Below are 16,510 nucleotides of genomic sequence, written 5' to 3'. Positions count from 1 at the left end.
ATCTTAATCCTTTAATGGTTTTAAATTTTATAGAGTTACATTGTTCAAAGAAGTACTTGATTTTTCAAATAATCCATAGCATATTTTCCTTCATTAAATAATAAATCCAAGACACTTAGATTGTTTACAAACCCATATTTGTCGTCAAAAACTTGTGTGTAGGTTTCAAAAGCAGAAATATCTTTTTTCCCATTTATTAAATAACGAAAGTCCTTAATTTGGGAATTATCTATCTCATGAAAGTATTCGGTTGTTTTGTCAAATTCGATTTTCATTCGCAAACATTTGCATACAATTTCAAAAGCTTCCAAATTAAGATCCATTAAAAAAGTATGTTTTTTTTGAAAAATGGGTAATAAATCATCTTCAAAAAACTCAAAAAAAGGAGAACTTCTATAGGCGGCTTCAAGCGATTTGAAATGCTGTTTTTGCCAATCAAATTCTGGTTCTATTTTAATGTCTTTTGTCTTTTGATGGCATAATTTGGAGTGCTTTATTGGAATGTTTAAAAGTTGTATTCCATTTGGACTATAGATATAAGTTCTGTTGCGGTTGGTTTGCTTTTGAAAATTATCCTCTATTTCAAACGTAACTTTATCAGATTGTGCTATAGCCACAAAATGACTTATGGATGGAAAATAGGAGGGATGTAGTAAGGCTTTCATGTTTTAAAGGTATAAAGAAAAAGCCATACCTCATTTTATTGACAGTATGACTTTTTTAATTGTATTAATTATTTCAGAACCATTTATTTTACAATTCTTTTTTCGCTTTTCTTTTATTCCAAAAATATTCACCAACAAAAAACGCTGCAAGTGCAATTAAAAAATATTTAAAATACGATTGTGGTTGCCCATCTCCACTTACAGTTGTAAATACTCTTTCCCAACGAATTTTGTCTAATCCTTTACCGTTAGTGTCCCAACTCATCCAAATGAAAATCGGCTTACCAACAACATGATCTTCAGGAGTGTATCCAAAATACCTTGCATCTAATGAATTATGTCGGTTATCACCCATCATCCAATAGTAATTTTGTTTGAAGGTATATGTTGTCGCTATTTTGTCATTGACGTAAATTGTGTTGCCATCAACTTTTAACTTATTTCCTTCGTATTCAGTTATGATTATTTTATAAAAAGGAAGTGATTTTCTATCAAGTTTAACTGTTTTTCCTTCCTGTGGAATATAGATTGGTCCATAATTATCACAATTCCAATTATTAGTTACAGATGGTTTTCCATCTTTAAAATCTGGAAATATACCGTCTTCGGTTCCTTTGTTTATGATTCTTGTTACAGCTGTTATCCCTGGGATATGTCTTAATCGTTCCGCTCCTTCAAAAGTTAAAGCTCTAAAGGCTATTGTATCTCTTTTTTGGTCGTTTATGAATCCAGCACCATCTGTTACTTTCATGTCTTTTAGCAAAAACTCAAAATCAATTGGAGTTTTTCCGTCATAAGCAACTTTGTATGAATACTGAGGTTTAGCTCTCTCTGGCAATAGTAATTCCTTACCATTAATAAAAACAATACCGTCCTTTATTTGTAAACTATCTCCAGGAATACCTACGCAACGTTTTACATAATTGGTTTTTTTATCTCTAGGCTTGTCAATTCTTATGTTTGAAGGATAATACATATTGTCCAAAGTATCTCTTGGCCAATTGAAAACAACAATATCATTATTTTTGATTTTTTCAAAACCAGGAAGTCTAAAATAAGGTAATTGAGGTTTGCTTAAATAGGATAATTTTTTAGTAAATGGTAGAGAGTCATGAACCATTGGTGCCGCAATTGTAGTCATTGGGACTCTAGCACCATAATTTATTTTGCTCACAAAAAGAAAATCGCCAATTAATAATGATTTTTCTAAAGAGGAAGACGGAATGGTATAAGGCTGAATCAAATAGGTATGCACAATTGTAGCCACAATCACTGCAAAAAGCAAAGAACTAATAGTGTCAGCTCCTTTGTGATCTGGGCTTAAATGTCTTTCTGCTTCATATGTTAAAGTTTGGGTATAATTAAGGTAGAAGATATAAAACCCAAAAGTCCCAATGACAAGAAGTGTATCTAAAAATGATTTTTTACCAAAACTACGTATAGTCTCCACCCAAATTACAGGAAACATTATTAGATTTATAATAGGGATGAAAAGTAAGATAGTCCACCAAGTAGGGCGACCAATTATTTTCATTAAAACTATTGCATTGTAAACAGGAATGGCAGCTTCCCAACGTTTTCTTCCAGCACTTTCATAAAGTTTCCAAGTTCCTAAGAAATGAATAACTTGAACAACCAAGAAAAATACAAACCATTGATATAGTGTCATAATATGAAAATTAGAAGTTAGAAATTAGAAGTTTTTTTATTTTCTAATTTGATTTTTTTATTAGGAATTTAAGTCAAGTACATCTTTCATGGTATAAACACCGTGTTTTCCGGCCAACCATTCGGCTGCAATTACTGCGCCAAGTGCAAAACCTTCACGATTATGCGCAGTATGTTTTATTTCTATAGCATCTACATCAGAGTTGTAAGTTACTGTATGGGTTCCAGGAACTGTTCCTACTCTCACTGCTTCTATGTGAATCTCGTTATTTTTAGGAGCATCTAATGTCCAATTGGTGTAATTACTATTTTCAATAACACCTTTTGCCAATGAAATAGCGGTTCCGCTTGGTGCATCTAGTTTTTGATCGTGGTGAATTTCTTCCATATTCACTTTGTAATGATCAAATTTTGACATGATTTTGGCTAAATATTCATTGAATTCAAAAAATAAATTCACGCCAAGACTAAAGTTAGAACTGGAGATAAATCCTCCATTTTTTGATTTACAAAGAGCAATCATTTCATCATAATGTTCCAGCCAGCCTGTAGTTCCAGAAACAACAGGTACATTGGAGTTGAAACAATTGGAAATATTGCTTACTGCGGCTGATGGTACACTAAAATCGATTGCAACATCGGCAGATGAAAGTCCTTCATAAGTATTGAATTCGTCTTTTTTCAAAACAATTTCGTGTCCTCTTTCTAAAGCAATTCGTTCGATTACTTGCCCCATTTTTCCGTAACCTAAAAGCGCAATTTTCATTTGTGATGTGTTTTTTTGATTTTTAAAAAGAAACGAAAATTCTCGTGTCTAAAAACGATAATTAATAGTTAGTCCTAAATTTGATTTTAATGTTACAGCATCGGGGGCTATTTGTGGTTGTAATGATAAACTTTGATTGACATTAAATTGTATTAAAGCTGCATCAACGTTGGCATCTATTATATTTAATACATAAAAAGCAATCACAAAAAGTCCAGACAAGGAAGCGTTTCGTTGGTAAAATTCTTGAGCCGATATTAATTGTGTGTCTGAAAATTTATTGTAATAAGGGTCAGGATTACCGGCTAAACGACTTTTGTAGGCGTCTCTGTATTCGTGATATTTATTTTTATTATCAACATATAAATACAAACTGGTGCCCATGGCGCCATACACTATTGGAATTTTCCAGTATTTTTTATTGTATGCTTGACCTAATCCAGGTAATATAGCCGAATAAAATGCGGCTTTAGCAGGTGTCAAAGGGTCTATTTCTATTAGCTTTAAGGTGTCTTTTGGTTTTATAACTGCATCCGTTTTTGCTTGTGCAAAAAGAGCTGCGTTTCCCAAAAGAAAAAGCAATAGGACTATGGAAATGATTTTATTCACTACCCTTCTATTAATTTTATTATTCTATTAAAATCTTCTTCTGAATGAAAAGGAATGGTGATTTTTCCTTTGCCATTTCCAGCTACTTTTACATCGATTTTTGTCCCAAAATACTTATTAAAAGTGCTTACATCTTCATCATTAATTTCAAAAGAAGTTGTTTTTGGAGGTAATGCAGATTTTGGTTTTAAACTCTCGTGGTAATTTTTTACCAAAGCTTCTGTTTCTCTAACCGAAAGATTTTGGCTAACTATTTTTTGATAAATATCTGTTTGAACATCATGATCATCAATATTGATAATAGCACGACCGTGCCCCATACTGATAAATCCATCACGAATTCCAGTTTGAATGATTGGGTCTAATTTTAAAAGTCTTAAATAATTGGCAATTGTAGAGCGCTTTTTACCCACTCGTTCGCTCATTTGTTCTTGGGTCAATTGAATTTCATCAATCAATCGTTGGTAAGAAAGTGCAATTTCAATTGGATCCAAATCATGGCGTTGAATGTTTTCAACCAAAGCCATTATCAAAGATTCATTGTCGTTTGCAATACGTATATATGCAGGTACAGTGGTAAGTCCTATTAATGTAGAAGCACGTAAACGACGTTCTCCCGAAATTAACTGGTATTTGTTGAAGTCTAATTTTCGAACTGTTATAGGTTGAATTACACCAAGTTCTTTTATAGAAGTAGCTAATTCACGTAATGATTCTTCGTTGAAATTACTTCTTGGTTGAAAAGGATTTATTTCTATCGCATCAATTTCAAGCTCTATAATATTCCCAACTACTTTATCTGCATTTTTATCTTCAACCGATTGAATATCATTTTCAGGGTCTTTTAATAATGCAGATAAACCTCTACCTAAGGCTTGTTTTTTTATTGCTTTTGACATACAATTATTTACTGTTTTTCTTTATAATTTCTTGAGCTAAGTTGATATAATTTACGGCGCCTTTGCTTGTAGCGTCATAATTTATAATGCTTTCACCAAAACTTGGCGCTTCACTCAATTTTACATTTCTTTGAATTACTGTTTCAAAGACCATATCATTAAAATGTTTTTGAACCTCTTCGACTACTTGATTGGACAGACGCAATCTAGAATCAAACATTGTCAACAATAATCCTTCAATGTCCAAATCTGGATTGTGTATTTTTTGAATACTTTTTATCGTATTCAATAGTTTTCCTAATCCTTCTAGTGCAAAATATTCACATTGAATTGGAATAACCACTGAGTCGGCTGCTGTCAAAGCATTAAGCGTTAATAATCCAAGAGAAGGAGCACAATCAATAAGGATATAATCATATTGATCTTTTACGCTTTCCAATGCTTTTTTTAGCATATATTCTCTATTTTCTTTGTCTACCAATTCGATTTCGATAGCTACAAGATCTATATGAGCAGGAATTACATCTACATTTGGAGCAGAACATTTTATAATGGCTTCCAATGGAGTATGGCTGTGTTCTAGAATTTGATAGGTTCCAATTTCTATTGTTTCAACATCAATTCCTAAACCTGATGTGGCATTTGCCTGAGGGTCAGCGTCTATTAGTAATACTTTTTTTTCTAAAACACCCAACGAAGCCGCTAGATTAATAGAAGTAGTAGTCTTTCCAACTCCACCTTTCTGATTCGCAATCGCTATGATTTTGCCCATTTATTTTCTAAATTTTGAACCGTAAAAATACAATTATTTATGGTTTTTGAAAATCTATTTTGTTAACAAAAACAAATAGTTTTTAGAGTGCTCAATTTCTCTTAATAATACTGTATGTTCTTTGTTTTTTTGTTGGTTTTTATAACAAAAAAAAGAGAACCTTGTAAAAAGCTCTCTTTTTTTGGGTTTAATATTTTGGTGTTATTTCTGATTATTTTTAATTCATATCGATGTTTATCGATGAATAATGCAAGTGGTTAAGTATTTTTCTTTGCTTTGATCATCATTTCCAATTGATCCCAAAGTTCTTCTGGAATAGCTTCAAGTAAGTTGAATTGTCCAGCACCTTTCAGCCATTCGCCTCCATCAATGACAATGACTTCCCCATTTATATAAGCGGAAAAATCAGAAACTAAATAGGCCGCTAAATTAGCTAATTCTTGATGATCACCTACCCGTTTTAAAGGTACTTTTTTGGCCATGTCAAATTTTTCGGCTAGATCTCCAGGTAGTAATCTATCCCATGCGCCTTTCGTCGGGAATGGTCCTGGTGCAATGGCATTGGTACGTATGCCATATTTTGCCCATTCTACAGCAAGACTTCGTGTCATAGCAAGAACCCCTGCTTTGGCAGTAGCGCTTGGAACCACATAAGCTGATCCTGTCCAGGCATAAGTGGTTACTATATTCAATATTGATGATGAGGCTTGTTTGGTGTCTATCCAGTGTTTTCCAAAGGCAAGCGTGCAGTTTTTGGTTCCTTTTAGAACAATATCTATCACGGTATCAAAAGCATTAGCAGACAAACGCTCTGTTGGTGATATAAAGTTTCCAGCAGCATTATTCAATAAGACATCAACTTTTCCAAATGCTTTTAGTACTTCTTGAAGCATATTTTCTACTTCAACATAATGACGAACGTCACATTGTAGCGGTAAACAGGTTCCGCCAGTTTCGGATTCTAGTTCTTTGGCTGTGTTTTTTAGCTTTTCTAAATCTCTAGAAGTAATGGCTACCTGAGCACCTAACTCCAAGAAATATTTGGTCATCGCTTTTCCTAATCCACTTCCGCCTCCAGTAACTACTATTACTTTGCCTTTTAAAGCATCATCTCTCAACATTTTATCGGTATAACTCATAATTTATTATTTTTTGGATTGTAAATATAGAGCAAAATAGTATGCGTGCATGATTTATTTTAACTAATGAAGTTTCTAAGTTGCTGATTTTCTGCTAAAAATAAGTTATATACTTTAAAAAAAAACTTTGACTCTCAGAAACTTAGTGTCTCAGTAACTATATCGCTTTCAATCTCCTGGCTGCTTCTTCCAAAGTTTGATTGTCTTTGGCAAAACAAAAACGAATTAATTTCAGGTCTTTTCCATTTTCATAGAAAGTAGAAATTGGGATAGCGGCAACACCATATTCCGTGATTAATCGTTTGCAAAAATCGACATCATTTTCATTTGAAATTTTGGCATAAGAAACCACTTGAAAATAAGTTCCTTCGCAAGGCATTAATTCAAATCGGCTGTTTTTTAGTAATAATCTGAAATAGTCTCTCTTTTTTTTATAAAGAGTTCTTATTTCATTCATGTCTACTAAATCTAAATACTCAGAAATGGCAATTTGGCAAATACTATTGACACTAAAAACCAAAAACTGATGCACTTTTTTGATTTCTTTCATCAAATAGTCGGGCGCTACAAGATACCCGATTTTCCAACCTGTAACATGAAATGATTTTCCAAAAGAAGAAACCATGATACAACGATCAAGCAGCTTTTGACGAGTGTGGGTCGAAAGGTGTTTTTGTTCGAAAGTGATGTATTCATACACTTCATCTGAAAGTAATACTACATCAGGATACTTTTCCAAAATTGATTCAAGATGTATAAAATCGGATTCATTTAAAATTTTCCCAGTTGGATTGTGCGGATTATTGATGATAATCATTTTGGTTTTCTGGGAAAAGGCATTTTCAATTACATTCCAATTGGGAGTATAGTCGTCATTGAGTGCTACACGTATTGGTTTTGCTTGGCTTAATAGAATGGGTGCTTCATAACAATCGTAGCTTGGGTCTAGTATGATTACTTCATCTCCAGTTTTTATTAATGCGAGTAATGTGGTGAATATGGCTTGAGTTGCGCCAGCTGTAACGAGTATTTCGGTATCGGGTTGAATGTTACGATTGTAAGATGATTTTACCAAAGTTGCAATTTTAGCTAACAACGGTGGGTAACCCGACATTGGCGTGTATTGATGCACCTCTTCTTGGGCAAGTTTGGCAACAATAGCTGTTAGCCTATCATCAACGGGGAAATTTGGAAAACCTTGCGAAAGATTTATAGCATTGTGTTCGGATGCCATTTTGGACATTACTGTAAAGATACTAGTCGTTACATTTGGTAGTTTGCTCATGTAATAAATAAAATTGTGTTTAACTCTAACCTTTGTCAAAGTTTTGAACTTTGACAAAGGTCCTTGACGGTATTAAATAAAACTAGAATTGTCGATTTTCGATTAAAATTTAGTAACTATTCAGCCTAATTAAAAGTAGACACGAATTTCACTAATTAGCACTAATTATATTCAATTTTAAAATTAATTTCACGAAAATTATCAGTTCTAGAAAATTTGTGTAATTATAAGGACTGTGTTTTCGTGTAAATTAGTGAAATTCGTGTCTTTTTCTCTTTTATTTTGACATTAATTTAGAATAAGCTGAATACAAAATTTATTTTTAAGTTTTTTTTTAGGTGTATAAAAGTAGTTTTTTTAAGCTGATTTTAATTTCTTGAATGGAATTAAATGAATTTGTATTGAAGAAAGTGAAGTGTAGACTTCTTCTGCGTCTTTTAAAATCTCTTCGGAATGATGAAGTTTTTGGTATAAAACAACTGCTCTTGTGAGTTGCGTGAGGGATAGAAATAAGCTACCGAAGTAGCATGGATAGCCCGACCGCATTAAGGAAAACGGCCGAATTTGCGGTATGATTATTGGGCCGTTTTGCTTAATGGGGTCACGCCCAAATGGATGTTGTTTTAAAAAACAAATCCTGTAAAATGATTTTTACAGGATTAAATAGGGTTGCTTAGTTTTTTAAAAGACTGAATTCATTCCATCTTTATAGCCTTTTACACAATCTTTCCAATGGTAAACACCATCAATGATAAGTAAAGTAAAAAAACCTAATGCAAACATTTTGAAATCTCTTTTTGTAAAATTCATTTTTTGTGTTTTTGGTTTAATAGCGAAACAAATATAAGAAAAATACATTAGTGTATTAGTGCTGCTTTACATTTTATGGATGATAAAAATAGTAGGTCGATTGTGTAAATCTACTGTTTCTTTTTTCCAAGCTGTGGCTCTTTTGGTTTTGATATATTCGGTTGGGAGGGTGATATCTGTAGCGATGCAGAGGTAGGTTTCGGGATTTATGGCTTGCAAGATATCTTCTAGCATTTTGTTGTTTCGGTAAGGTGTTTCTATAAAAATCTGAGATTGATTTTTGTCTGATGACAATTTTTCAAGTGCTTTGAGTGCTGTCTTTTTTTCTCCTTTATCAATGGGTAAATAGCCGTTGAAGGTAAAGCTTTGACCGTTCATTCCAGATGCCATCATAGCCAAAAGAATAGAGGATGGGCCAACAAGTGGCACAACCTGAATACCTTTGTCGTGGGCCAATTTTACGATTACTGCGCCAGGATCTGCTACTCCGGGGCAACCGGCTTCGCTCATCAATCCCATGTTTTTGCCTTCCAAAAGCGGTTTTATGAACTCTTGGTGGTCTTTGGTTTCGGTGTATTTATTAAGGATGAAAAGCTTTAATTCGGATTGTTTTTTCTCTGGATTGGTCAGTTTGATGGACTTTCTTGCAGTTTTGTCGTTTTCAACTACGTAGTAATCAATCAATTCAATACATCTTTTAATGGTTTGCGGTAATACGTCCATAGGGTCGCAATCGCCCATAGTAGTCGGAATTAAGTATAGTTTGCCAAGAATTGGTGCTGATTTCATTTGGGTTGTTTTCGCTTTTTAAGAATAAGTTGCTTTGTTTGACTCCTGTCAATGGTCTTTGAGGGAAAAGTTACAGTTTGAAACAAAGTTATAAAAAAACTTTTTTAGTTTTCTCCTGAATGTTTGGTAATCAATCTTTGAGCGATTACATCGCAAGCCTCGTCGAGCATTTCATAAACCAGATCAAAACCGTTTGCCAATCCATAATAAGGATCTGGGACATCAACTTTTTCGTTTGGAAATATTGAATCCAAGATGAGTTGGACTTTGTTTTTTTGATCATCATTCTGAGCAAGATGAATGACATCGTTGTAATTGTTATTGTCCATTACAAAAATATAGTCAAAAGTGTCAAAATCAGATTTTTGAAACTGTCTTCCTTTTTGATTGGAAATATTCAAGCCGTTTTTTTTGGCTGTGGTTATCGAACGACTATCTGGTGCTCGACCAATATGCCAAGAACCCGTTCCTGCAGAATCAACAAGGAATTTGTCTTCTGGAAGTTTGGAGGCCAATATTCCTTCTGCCAATGGTGATCGACAAATATTACCCAAACAAACCATTAAAATTTTGACTGGCATAGTGCTATTATAGCGTTAATTTGGAATGGATATCCTCGACGTATTTTTTGAATTGTTTGTCGGTTGCTACTAAATTATCAACTGTTTTGCAAGCGTGTAAAACGGTAGCGTGGTCACGATCTCCTATTTGAGAACCGATATTTGCCAAAGAAGCTTTGGTGAATTTCTTAGCAAAAAACATAGCCAATTGTCTGGCTTGTACCACGTGTCTTTTTCTTGTTTTGGATTGTAAAGTTTCTAGGTCCAATTGAAAATAATCCGATACAATTTTTTGAATGTAGTCGATAGAAATTTCTCTTTTTACGTTTTTTACAAATTTTTCAACTACACTTTTGGCAAGTTCAATGGTTACTTCTTTTTTGTTGAAAGAAGATTGTGCAATCAATGAAATGATTGCGCCTTCTAGTTCCCTAACATTTGATTTAATGTTACGAGCAACATATTCAATGATATCATTTGGAATTTCAACACCATCACGATACAATATGTTTTTTAGGATAGAAATTCTAGTTTCGTAATCGGGTTGGTGCAATTCTGCGGATAATCCCCATTTGAAACGAGACAATAAACGCTGTTCAATATCTTGCATGTCAACTGGAGCCTTGTCTGATGTCAAGATAACCTGTTTTCCGTTTTGATGTAAATAATTAAAAATATGGAAAAATACATCTTGCGTTCCTGATTTACCCGAAAGAAATTGAACGTCATCAATGATTAAAACATCTATTAATTGATAAAAATGAATAAAGTCGTTTCTGTTATTTTTCTTAACCGAATCGATGTATTGTTGGGTGAAAATTTCAGCCGAAATATACAAAACTGTTTTCTCAGGGTATTTGTCTTTTATTTCAACACCAATAGCATGCGCTAAGTGTGTTTTCCCTAAACCAACTCCTCCAAAAATTAACAATGGATTGAACGAAGTTCCGCCTGGTTTGTTGGCAACGGCCATACCTGCAGAACGAGCCAATCTATTCGAATCTCCTTCTAGGAAATTGTCAAAACTATAATTGGCATTCAATTGCGATTCGATTTTTAAATTTCGAATGCCAGGAATTACAAAAGGGTTTTTTAATTCTGGATTTAAGTTTTTAAATGGAGCATCCACCTCTTGAGGTTTCATTGGTCCTCTATTGGCACTTGGCAATTGTTCTGTAAACGGTTGTTTGTTGCCATAAGTATTCTCCATTTTGATTTTATAGAGTAACTTTGCATTTTTACCAAGTTCTTTGGTTAGTGCCACTTTTAATAATTTTACATAGTGTTCTTCTAGCCATTCGTAGAAAAATTTACTAGGTACTTGAATATATAATGCATTATCGGTAAGTTCAACTGATTTGATTGGTTCGAACCAAGTTTTGTAAGCTTGATCCTGAATGTTGTCCTTTATAAAGGACAAACAGTTTTCCCATACTGATTGTGCAGTCTTGTTCATATATTTAGTTAAATTATTTTATTGTAGTGCTTTTTTTCTTGCAAAAAGAATGTGAAATATATTCTTTTTTCGGGATAACAAATATGTGAACAATTATCTGTAAAAAAAAATTAATTAGGTTATAATTTTCAAAAATATTGTTGTAAGGTGCTTTTTTAATTTTAAAATTTTAACATATATATAATGAAAGATCATCAAATTCAAGTTCGTGTTCGATATTCGGAAACAGACCAAATGGGGGTTGTTTATCACGGAAATTACATTCCTTATTTTGAGATTGGTAGGGTCGAATGGCTTAGAAATAAAGGGATTTCATATAAAAGTATGGAAGAGAGTGGTATTGCTTTGCCAATTGTAAATATGAATATAAATTACAAAAAATCGGCGCGGTATGATGAGTTATTAACTGTGCATACGGTTTTCAAAAGTCAGACGTCTGTAAAGATAGAATTTGATTGTGCAATTTATAATGAATCAAAAGAGTTATTAACAACTGCTCAATTTTTATTAGTTTTTGTGTCCTTAAAAACGGGTAAACCTATTGCTCCTCCAGATTACATTTTGGAACTACTAAAAACTTTTGAGTAATCACCAAAATGAGTTCTTTTTAGTGCGAATTTATAGTTTTATAATGTTAATTTCAAACAATGATTTAAAAGTGTCGAATACCATTTCGGCATTTTTTTTTCTGGTTTTTATTAGTAATTTGCCAATAGGTAAATTAGTTTCTTCCTGTATTTCCATTTCTTGAGATACGATATCCAGTTTTTTTTCTTTGATCACGCGCATCACTTTGTTCATATTTTTATAATCAAATGAAATTTGAAAAGGAATGTCAATTGTTTTTTCGATGATTTCGCAAGATTCTAAAGTGATTTGGGCTGAAGTTTTGTATGCCGAGATTAATCCGCCAACTCCCAATTTTATACCGCCATAAATTCGAACTACAACTACAAGTATATTGGTCAGTCCAAACGATTGAATTTGACCGTAAATTGGAGCTCCTGCTGTATTGCTTGGTTCGCCGTCATCATTTGCTCTGTATTGAATGGTTTCGGCGCCTAATTGATACGCATAGCAAAAGTGAACAGCATGTGTATGTTGTTTTTTTAATACTTCAATTATGGGTTTTACTTCTTCCTCCGTTTCGATTGGGTAAGCATAACCGAAGAATTTACTGCTTTTTTCTTTGAATAATGATTCTTCAGAGGGAAGAGCTATGGTTTTGTAGGTGTCTTTCATGTTCAAATGGCAATATCAATTTCTAAAATCAATGGCAATTACAATAGAATGGCAAAAATCAATTGCAATATCAATTTCAATTGTATTATCAATATCAATTGCAAAAATCAATATCAGTTTAAAATTTTAGTATGAGCGGATTTTATTCTGATGAGCTTGTTCGTTTTTTTTTTTTTTTTATTGCAATTGCCATTGAATGTTGCAATTGCTATTGAATTAAGTTTTTCTCAAACAAATCAACCACATCTTCTTCTCCGACTTGTAAATTCCAAACGGGAAATCCAAGTGCCAAGGCGGCATCTGTGTTTTCTTTTTTGTCATCAATAAATAAAGTGTGTTTGGCTTGAAGACCGTTTTGATCCAGAACGAAGTTGTAAACTTCTGGATTGGGTTTTCTCATGCCGATTTCAAATGAAAAATATATTTTTTCAAAACATTGATAAAAATCACTGTAAAAGGAAGAGCCTGTTTTTTGTTCGAAAGTTTCGATATGAATAGCATCTGTGTTGCTCAATAAAAACAAACGGTATTTTTTGGAAAGCATTTGAAGAAATTCCAATCGATAGAGCGGGAAGTCCAGTAATATGGCATTCCAAGCTTTTGAAATTTCATCGATGGAAGCATTGGGAATGTTTTTTTGAAACCCTAAAAGAAAATCTTCCTCGGATATAGCTCCCACTTCATACTTTAGATTCAACTGTTCCAAATCGTCATTCCAAGCCGAAAGGCCTAGTTTTTGCAAACCATCTATGGTAGCTTGTTTGTCTAAGTTGATAAAAACATCTCCAAAATCAAATAGTATAGCATTAATCATGGTTTCTAATTATTAGAAGTTCATCGGTGTCTATTATGTGCTTTTCTGATTTTAGTTTTGGTAGCAAAGGAGCACAAATTCCTTTCCCAAAAGTTGTTTTTCCGATAAAAATTCGAGCTTCATCCCAAAGATTCGCATCGATAAAGGTCTGTAATGTTTGAAGGCCTCCTTCAATTATAATCGATTGAATGTTGTGTTTGTATAGTGAATCAATAATTTGTTCACCTATATTTTGTTTAAAATCAATTACTTCAAAGGTAGTGTTTTCTTTGTTTGGTGTGTTTTTTGATTTTGTAATGAATATGGTTTTTACTTGATTGTCAAAAACAGTATTGTCTAGTGGGATTCTATTGTTTTGGTCTATTACTATTCGGATGGGATTATTTCCATGCCAATCTCTTGCATTGAGTTTGGGATTGTCGTCGATAACGGTTTGCGTTCCAACTAGAATGGCTTGTTCTTCGGTACGCCATTTATGAACCAATTGTCGTGAAAATTCATTGGTAATCCAAACGGGTTTTTTCTCGATTTTTTCTAATGGCGCTATGAATCCGTCTTGACTTTCTGCCCATTTTAGTATAATGTAAGGTCGCTTTTTTTGATGAAACGTAAAAAAACGTTTGTTGAGTTCATTGCATTCGTCTTCGAGTATACCAATAGTAACGTGAATACCTGCTTCGATTAATTTTTTTATACCGTTTCCTGCCACTTTTATGTTGGGATCCACAGTGCCAATAACCACATTTGGGATTTTGTTTTTTATAATCAAATCACAACAAGGCGGTGTTTTTCCAAAATGACTACACGGTTCCAAGCTCACATAAATAGTTGCTTTTTTGAGCAATGTTTTGTCTTGTACCGAATTTACGGCATTGACTTCGGCGTGTGGTTCTCCTGCTTTTTTGTGCCAACCTTCTCCAATTATTTTTCCTTCATGAACAATAACGCTACCAACCATAGGATTGGGGTAGGTTGTTCCTAGTCCGTTTTTAGCGAGCGCAATGCAACGCTTCATGTATTTTTCATGTATCTTCACTTTGCAAAAATACTAATTTTGAGTTTAGCCTCGAATTTTCGTGATTAGTTTTACTTGAGCAAACGATTGAGCTTAAAAAATAGCCACTGATTCAAATATTTTTTTTCTTGGAAAGCTGAATTTTTAATTTTCGAGAAACTATTTTGCTTTTATTCCGCTCAAGACAAACGCATGAGTTTTATAAACAACCGCAGATTCGCAGATTCATTTTTTAAAAGCTGAATTTTGGGATTTTATAGAAACAAATTTAAGGTAATTCCGCTGAAAGCAGTTAAATTATGGTTGTACTAAAATTTCAATGGTAATTTAAAAAAAAAAGAATTGGAGATAAAGTTGTGTTGACTCTTAACCTTTGTCAAAGTTTTAAACTTTGACAAAGGTGCAAGGCGGATTTATATGAATTTAGATTTTTTGTTTTATGATTAAAATTTCACTAAAGACTAAATTATAATGTTTTTTTATTGTTATCTGCGAATCCGCGGTAAAAATAATTCATTAGTTTGCTTTGATTAGTTTTCAAAAATTAGGATGTTTTCCCGTTTACAATGGTTATTTTTGTGTACTGAATTAACATTATAATAGGATATGGATAATTGGATTATTAGAAAAATACAAAAAGAAGACAATCAAGCCGTTGCTCAATTGATACGAGATGTTTTTGACGAATTGGATATTCCAAAAGTTGGAACAGCTTATGAAGATCCCTATCTCGATTTGATGTTTGAAGAGTATAATAAGCCACGATCTGTTTATTATGTAGTAGAATGTGAAGGTAGAATTATTGGCGGTGCAGGAATAGCGCCACTTGCAAATGAAGCCGAAATATTTTGTGAATTGCAAAAAATGTATTTTCTCCCAGAAACCCGCGGTCAGGGAATTGGTAGTCAGATGATGGAGCAATGTCTGCAAAGTGCGAGGGATTTTGGTTTCTGCAACTGTTATCTGGAAACAATGCCTTTTATGCTAGACGCTCAAAAGTTGTATAGAAAAGTAGGTTTCAAAAACATTTGTTCTCCCATGGGAAGCACAGGCCATACGAGCTGTCCAGTTTGGATGTTGTGTCCCCTAACCCCAGAAGGGGAATAAAATAGCATAAAAAATGAAAATAAAAGAATACAGAACGCATTTTATACAAGAACTTACTTCGATGTATGGTGAAGGCGAAGCGGAGAGTTTTTTCTATTTAATATTGGAAGAAAAACAAAAATTAAAAAGAATTGATTTGGCTTTGCAACCCGATTTGGGTTTTTCTGAGAATGAAATTGAGGCTTGGAATTCGATTTTGGAACAATTAAAATTGGAAATTCCGATTCAGTATTTGTTGGGGAAAACGAGTTTTTATGGATTGGATTTTGAGGTCAATGAAAACGTTTTGATTCCAAGACCCGAGACAGAGGAATTAGTAGATTGGATTTTAGAAAAGCAAAAGGCAAAAGGCAAAAGGCAAAATCAAAAAATTTTAGACATAGGAACTGGAAGCGGATGCATTGCTATTTCGTTGGCTAAAAACCTTCCTAATGCTCAGGTTTTTGCCATTGATGTTTCTGAAAATGCTTTGGCAACCGCCCAAAAAAATGCAATTCAGAATGATGTAAGCATTACATTTATCCGGCAAAATATTCTTGAATCGTTGGATTTAGGTCAAGAGTTTGATATTATTGTTTCGAACCCGCCTTATGTTCGAAATCTCGAAAAACAGGAAATCAAGAAAAATGTTTTGGACAATGAACCGCATTTGGCCCTTTTTGTAGAAGATAATGACGCTTTGATTTTTTATAAAAAAATAACCGAATTAGCTCAAAAAAATTTATCTGTTTCAGGACAATTGTATTTTGAAATTAATCAGTACTTAGGAAAAGAAATGGTTGATTTGTTGGAAGTGATGGGTTTTAAAGATATCGAATTGAGAAAGGATATTTATGGAAATGACAGGATGACAAAGGCTTCTCTTGAATGAATATAGAAAGCGTTTGATTTTAAATCCGAGTAAACTAGTTTTT

At 33.3% G+C, this 16,510-nt stretch carries 18 protein-coding genes; 3 read left to right on the top strand and 15 right to left on the bottom strand.

Annotated features, from left to right (window positions below):
- Positions 1–44: 44 nt before the first annotated feature.
- The 12 genes from AC8GF4_RS05540 to dnaA all read right to left on the bottom strand — a co-directional run bounded on the left by AC8GF4_RS05540 (position 45) and on the right by dnaA (position 11,418).
- A complete protein-coding gene (locus tag AC8GF4_RS05540) occupies positions 45–665 on the bottom strand; it encodes a WbqC family protein (protein WP_506593234.1) in 621 nt (206 codons plus the stop codon).
- An 88-nt stretch (positions 666–753) separates the two neighbouring features.
- Positions 754–2,334, bottom strand: coding sequence for a signal peptidase I (gene lepB, locus AC8GF4_RS05535; protein ID WP_506593232.1), 1,581 nt, complete (start codon positions 2,332–2,334; stop codon positions 754–756).
- 60 nt (positions 2,335–2,394) lie between these two features.
- Positions 2,395–3,099: a 4-hydroxy-tetrahydrodipicolinate reductase gene (dapB, locus tag AC8GF4_RS05530; RefSeq protein ID WP_506593231.1), complete on the bottom strand. Its 705-nt coding sequence runs from the start codon at positions 3,097–3,099 to the stop codon at positions 2,395–2,397.
- Positions 3,100–3,147: 48 nt separating this feature from the next.
- Positions 3,148–3,708 (bottom strand): DUF5683 domain-containing protein, encoded by a 561-nt coding sequence (locus AC8GF4_RS05525; protein WP_506593229.1) that lies wholly within the window; start codon positions 3,706–3,708, stop codon positions 3,148–3,150.
- On the bottom strand, positions 3,708–4,607 hold the full coding sequence (locus AC8GF4_RS05520) for a ParB/RepB/Spo0J family partition protein (protein ID WP_506593228.1): 900 nt from the start codon (positions 4,605–4,607) through the stop codon (positions 3,708–3,710). The genes AC8GF4_RS05525 and AC8GF4_RS05520 overlap by 1 nt, the downstream gene beginning before the upstream one ends.
- Before the next feature lie 4 nt (positions 4,608–4,611).
- Entirely contained in the window at positions 4,612–5,379 is a 768-nt protein-coding gene (locus tag AC8GF4_RS05515) for a ParA family protein (RefSeq protein WP_506593227.1), read from the bottom strand.
- Between the two features lie 257 nt (positions 5,380–5,636).
- Positions 5,637–6,518, bottom strand: a complete 882-nt coding sequence (locus AC8GF4_RS05510; protein WP_506593226.1) for an SDR family oxidoreductase — start codon at positions 6,516–6,518, stop codon at positions 5,637–5,639.
- Positions 6,519–6,675: 157 nt separating this feature from the next.
- Positions 6,676–7,803: a methionine aminotransferase gene (locus AC8GF4_RS05505; protein WP_506593225.1), complete on the bottom strand. Its 1,128-nt coding sequence runs from the start codon at positions 7,801–7,803 to the stop codon at positions 6,676–6,678.
- Between the two features lie 681 nt (positions 7,804–8,484).
- On the bottom strand, positions 8,485–8,613 hold the full coding sequence (locus AC8GF4_RS05500) for a hypothetical protein (protein ID WP_506593224.1): 129 nt from the start codon (positions 8,611–8,613) through the stop codon (positions 8,485–8,487).
- A 66-nt stretch (positions 8,614–8,679) separates the two neighbouring features.
- Entirely contained in the window at positions 8,680–9,402 is a 723-nt protein-coding gene (locus AC8GF4_RS05495) for an SAM-dependent methyltransferase (RefSeq protein WP_506593223.1), read from the bottom strand.
- A 104-nt stretch (positions 9,403–9,506) separates the two neighbouring features.
- Positions 9,507–9,983, bottom strand: coding sequence for a low molecular weight protein-tyrosine-phosphatase (locus tag AC8GF4_RS05490; protein WP_506593222.1), 477 nt, complete (start codon positions 9,981–9,983; stop codon positions 9,507–9,509).
- A 7-nt stretch (positions 9,984–9,990) separates the two neighbouring features.
- A complete protein-coding gene (gene dnaA, locus AC8GF4_RS05485) occupies positions 9,991–11,418 on the bottom strand; it encodes a chromosomal replication initiator protein DnaA (protein WP_506593220.1) in 1,428 nt (475 codons plus the stop codon).
- Positions 11,419–11,601: 183 nt separating this feature from the next.
- Between dnaA and AC8GF4_RS05480 the strand changes: the two genes are divergently transcribed.
- Positions 11,602–12,006, top strand: a complete 405-nt coding sequence (locus AC8GF4_RS05480) for an acyl-CoA thioesterase (protein ID WP_506593219.1) — start codon at positions 11,602–11,604, stop codon at positions 12,004–12,006.
- A 30-nt stretch (positions 12,007–12,036) separates the two neighbouring features.
- Here AC8GF4_RS05480 and AC8GF4_RS05475 read toward each other — a convergent pair whose 3' ends face one another.
- From AC8GF4_RS05475 to ribD, 3 genes are all read right to left on the bottom strand, one after another.
- The gene (locus AC8GF4_RS05475) at positions 12,037–12,666 is read right to left on the bottom strand and encodes an IMPACT family protein (RefSeq protein WP_506593217.1); all 630 of its coding nucleotides are present in this window, start codon (positions 12,664–12,666) and stop codon (positions 12,037–12,039) included.
- A gap of 202 nt (positions 12,667–12,868) precedes the next feature.
- A complete protein-coding gene (locus AC8GF4_RS05470; RefSeq protein WP_506593216.1) occupies positions 12,869–13,474 on the bottom strand; it encodes an HAD family hydrolase in 606 nt (201 codons plus the stop codon).
- On the bottom strand, positions 13,467–14,510 hold the full coding sequence (gene ribD, locus AC8GF4_RS05465; RefSeq protein ID WP_506593215.1) for a bifunctional diaminohydroxyphosphoribosylaminopyrimidine deaminase/5-amino-6-(5-phosphoribosylamino)uracil reductase RibD: 1,044 nt from the start codon (positions 14,508–14,510) through the stop codon (positions 13,467–13,469). Before ribD ends, AC8GF4_RS05470 begins: the two co-directional genes overlap by 8 nt.
- 585 nt (positions 14,511–15,095) lie before the next feature.
- On the opposite strand from ribD, the gene AC8GF4_RS05460 reads away from it, so the two are divergent.
- Both AC8GF4_RS05460 and prmC read left to right on the top strand, forming a co-directional pair.
- Complete coding sequence (locus AC8GF4_RS05460) at positions 15,096–15,596, top strand: GNAT family N-acetyltransferase (RefSeq protein ID WP_506593214.1); 501 nt, start codon at positions 15,096–15,098, stop codon at positions 15,594–15,596.
- A gap of 13 nt (positions 15,597–15,609) precedes the next feature.
- Positions 15,610–16,467: a peptide chain release factor N(5)-glutamine methyltransferase gene (gene prmC / locus AC8GF4_RS05455; RefSeq protein WP_506593213.1), complete on the top strand. Its 858-nt coding sequence runs from the start codon at positions 15,610–15,612 to the stop codon at positions 16,465–16,467.
- Positions 16,468–16,510: the final 43 nt, after the last annotated feature.

It is taken from the genome of Flavobacterium rarum (SeqCode) (assembly GCF_965234445.1).
Classification (GTDB): domain Bacteria; phylum Bacteroidota; class Bacteroidia; order Flavobacteriales; family Flavobacteriaceae; genus Flavobacterium; species Flavobacterium rarum.
Note: the sequence above shows the minus strand (reverse complement) of the source record. Positions and strands in the feature narration are given on the sequence as shown.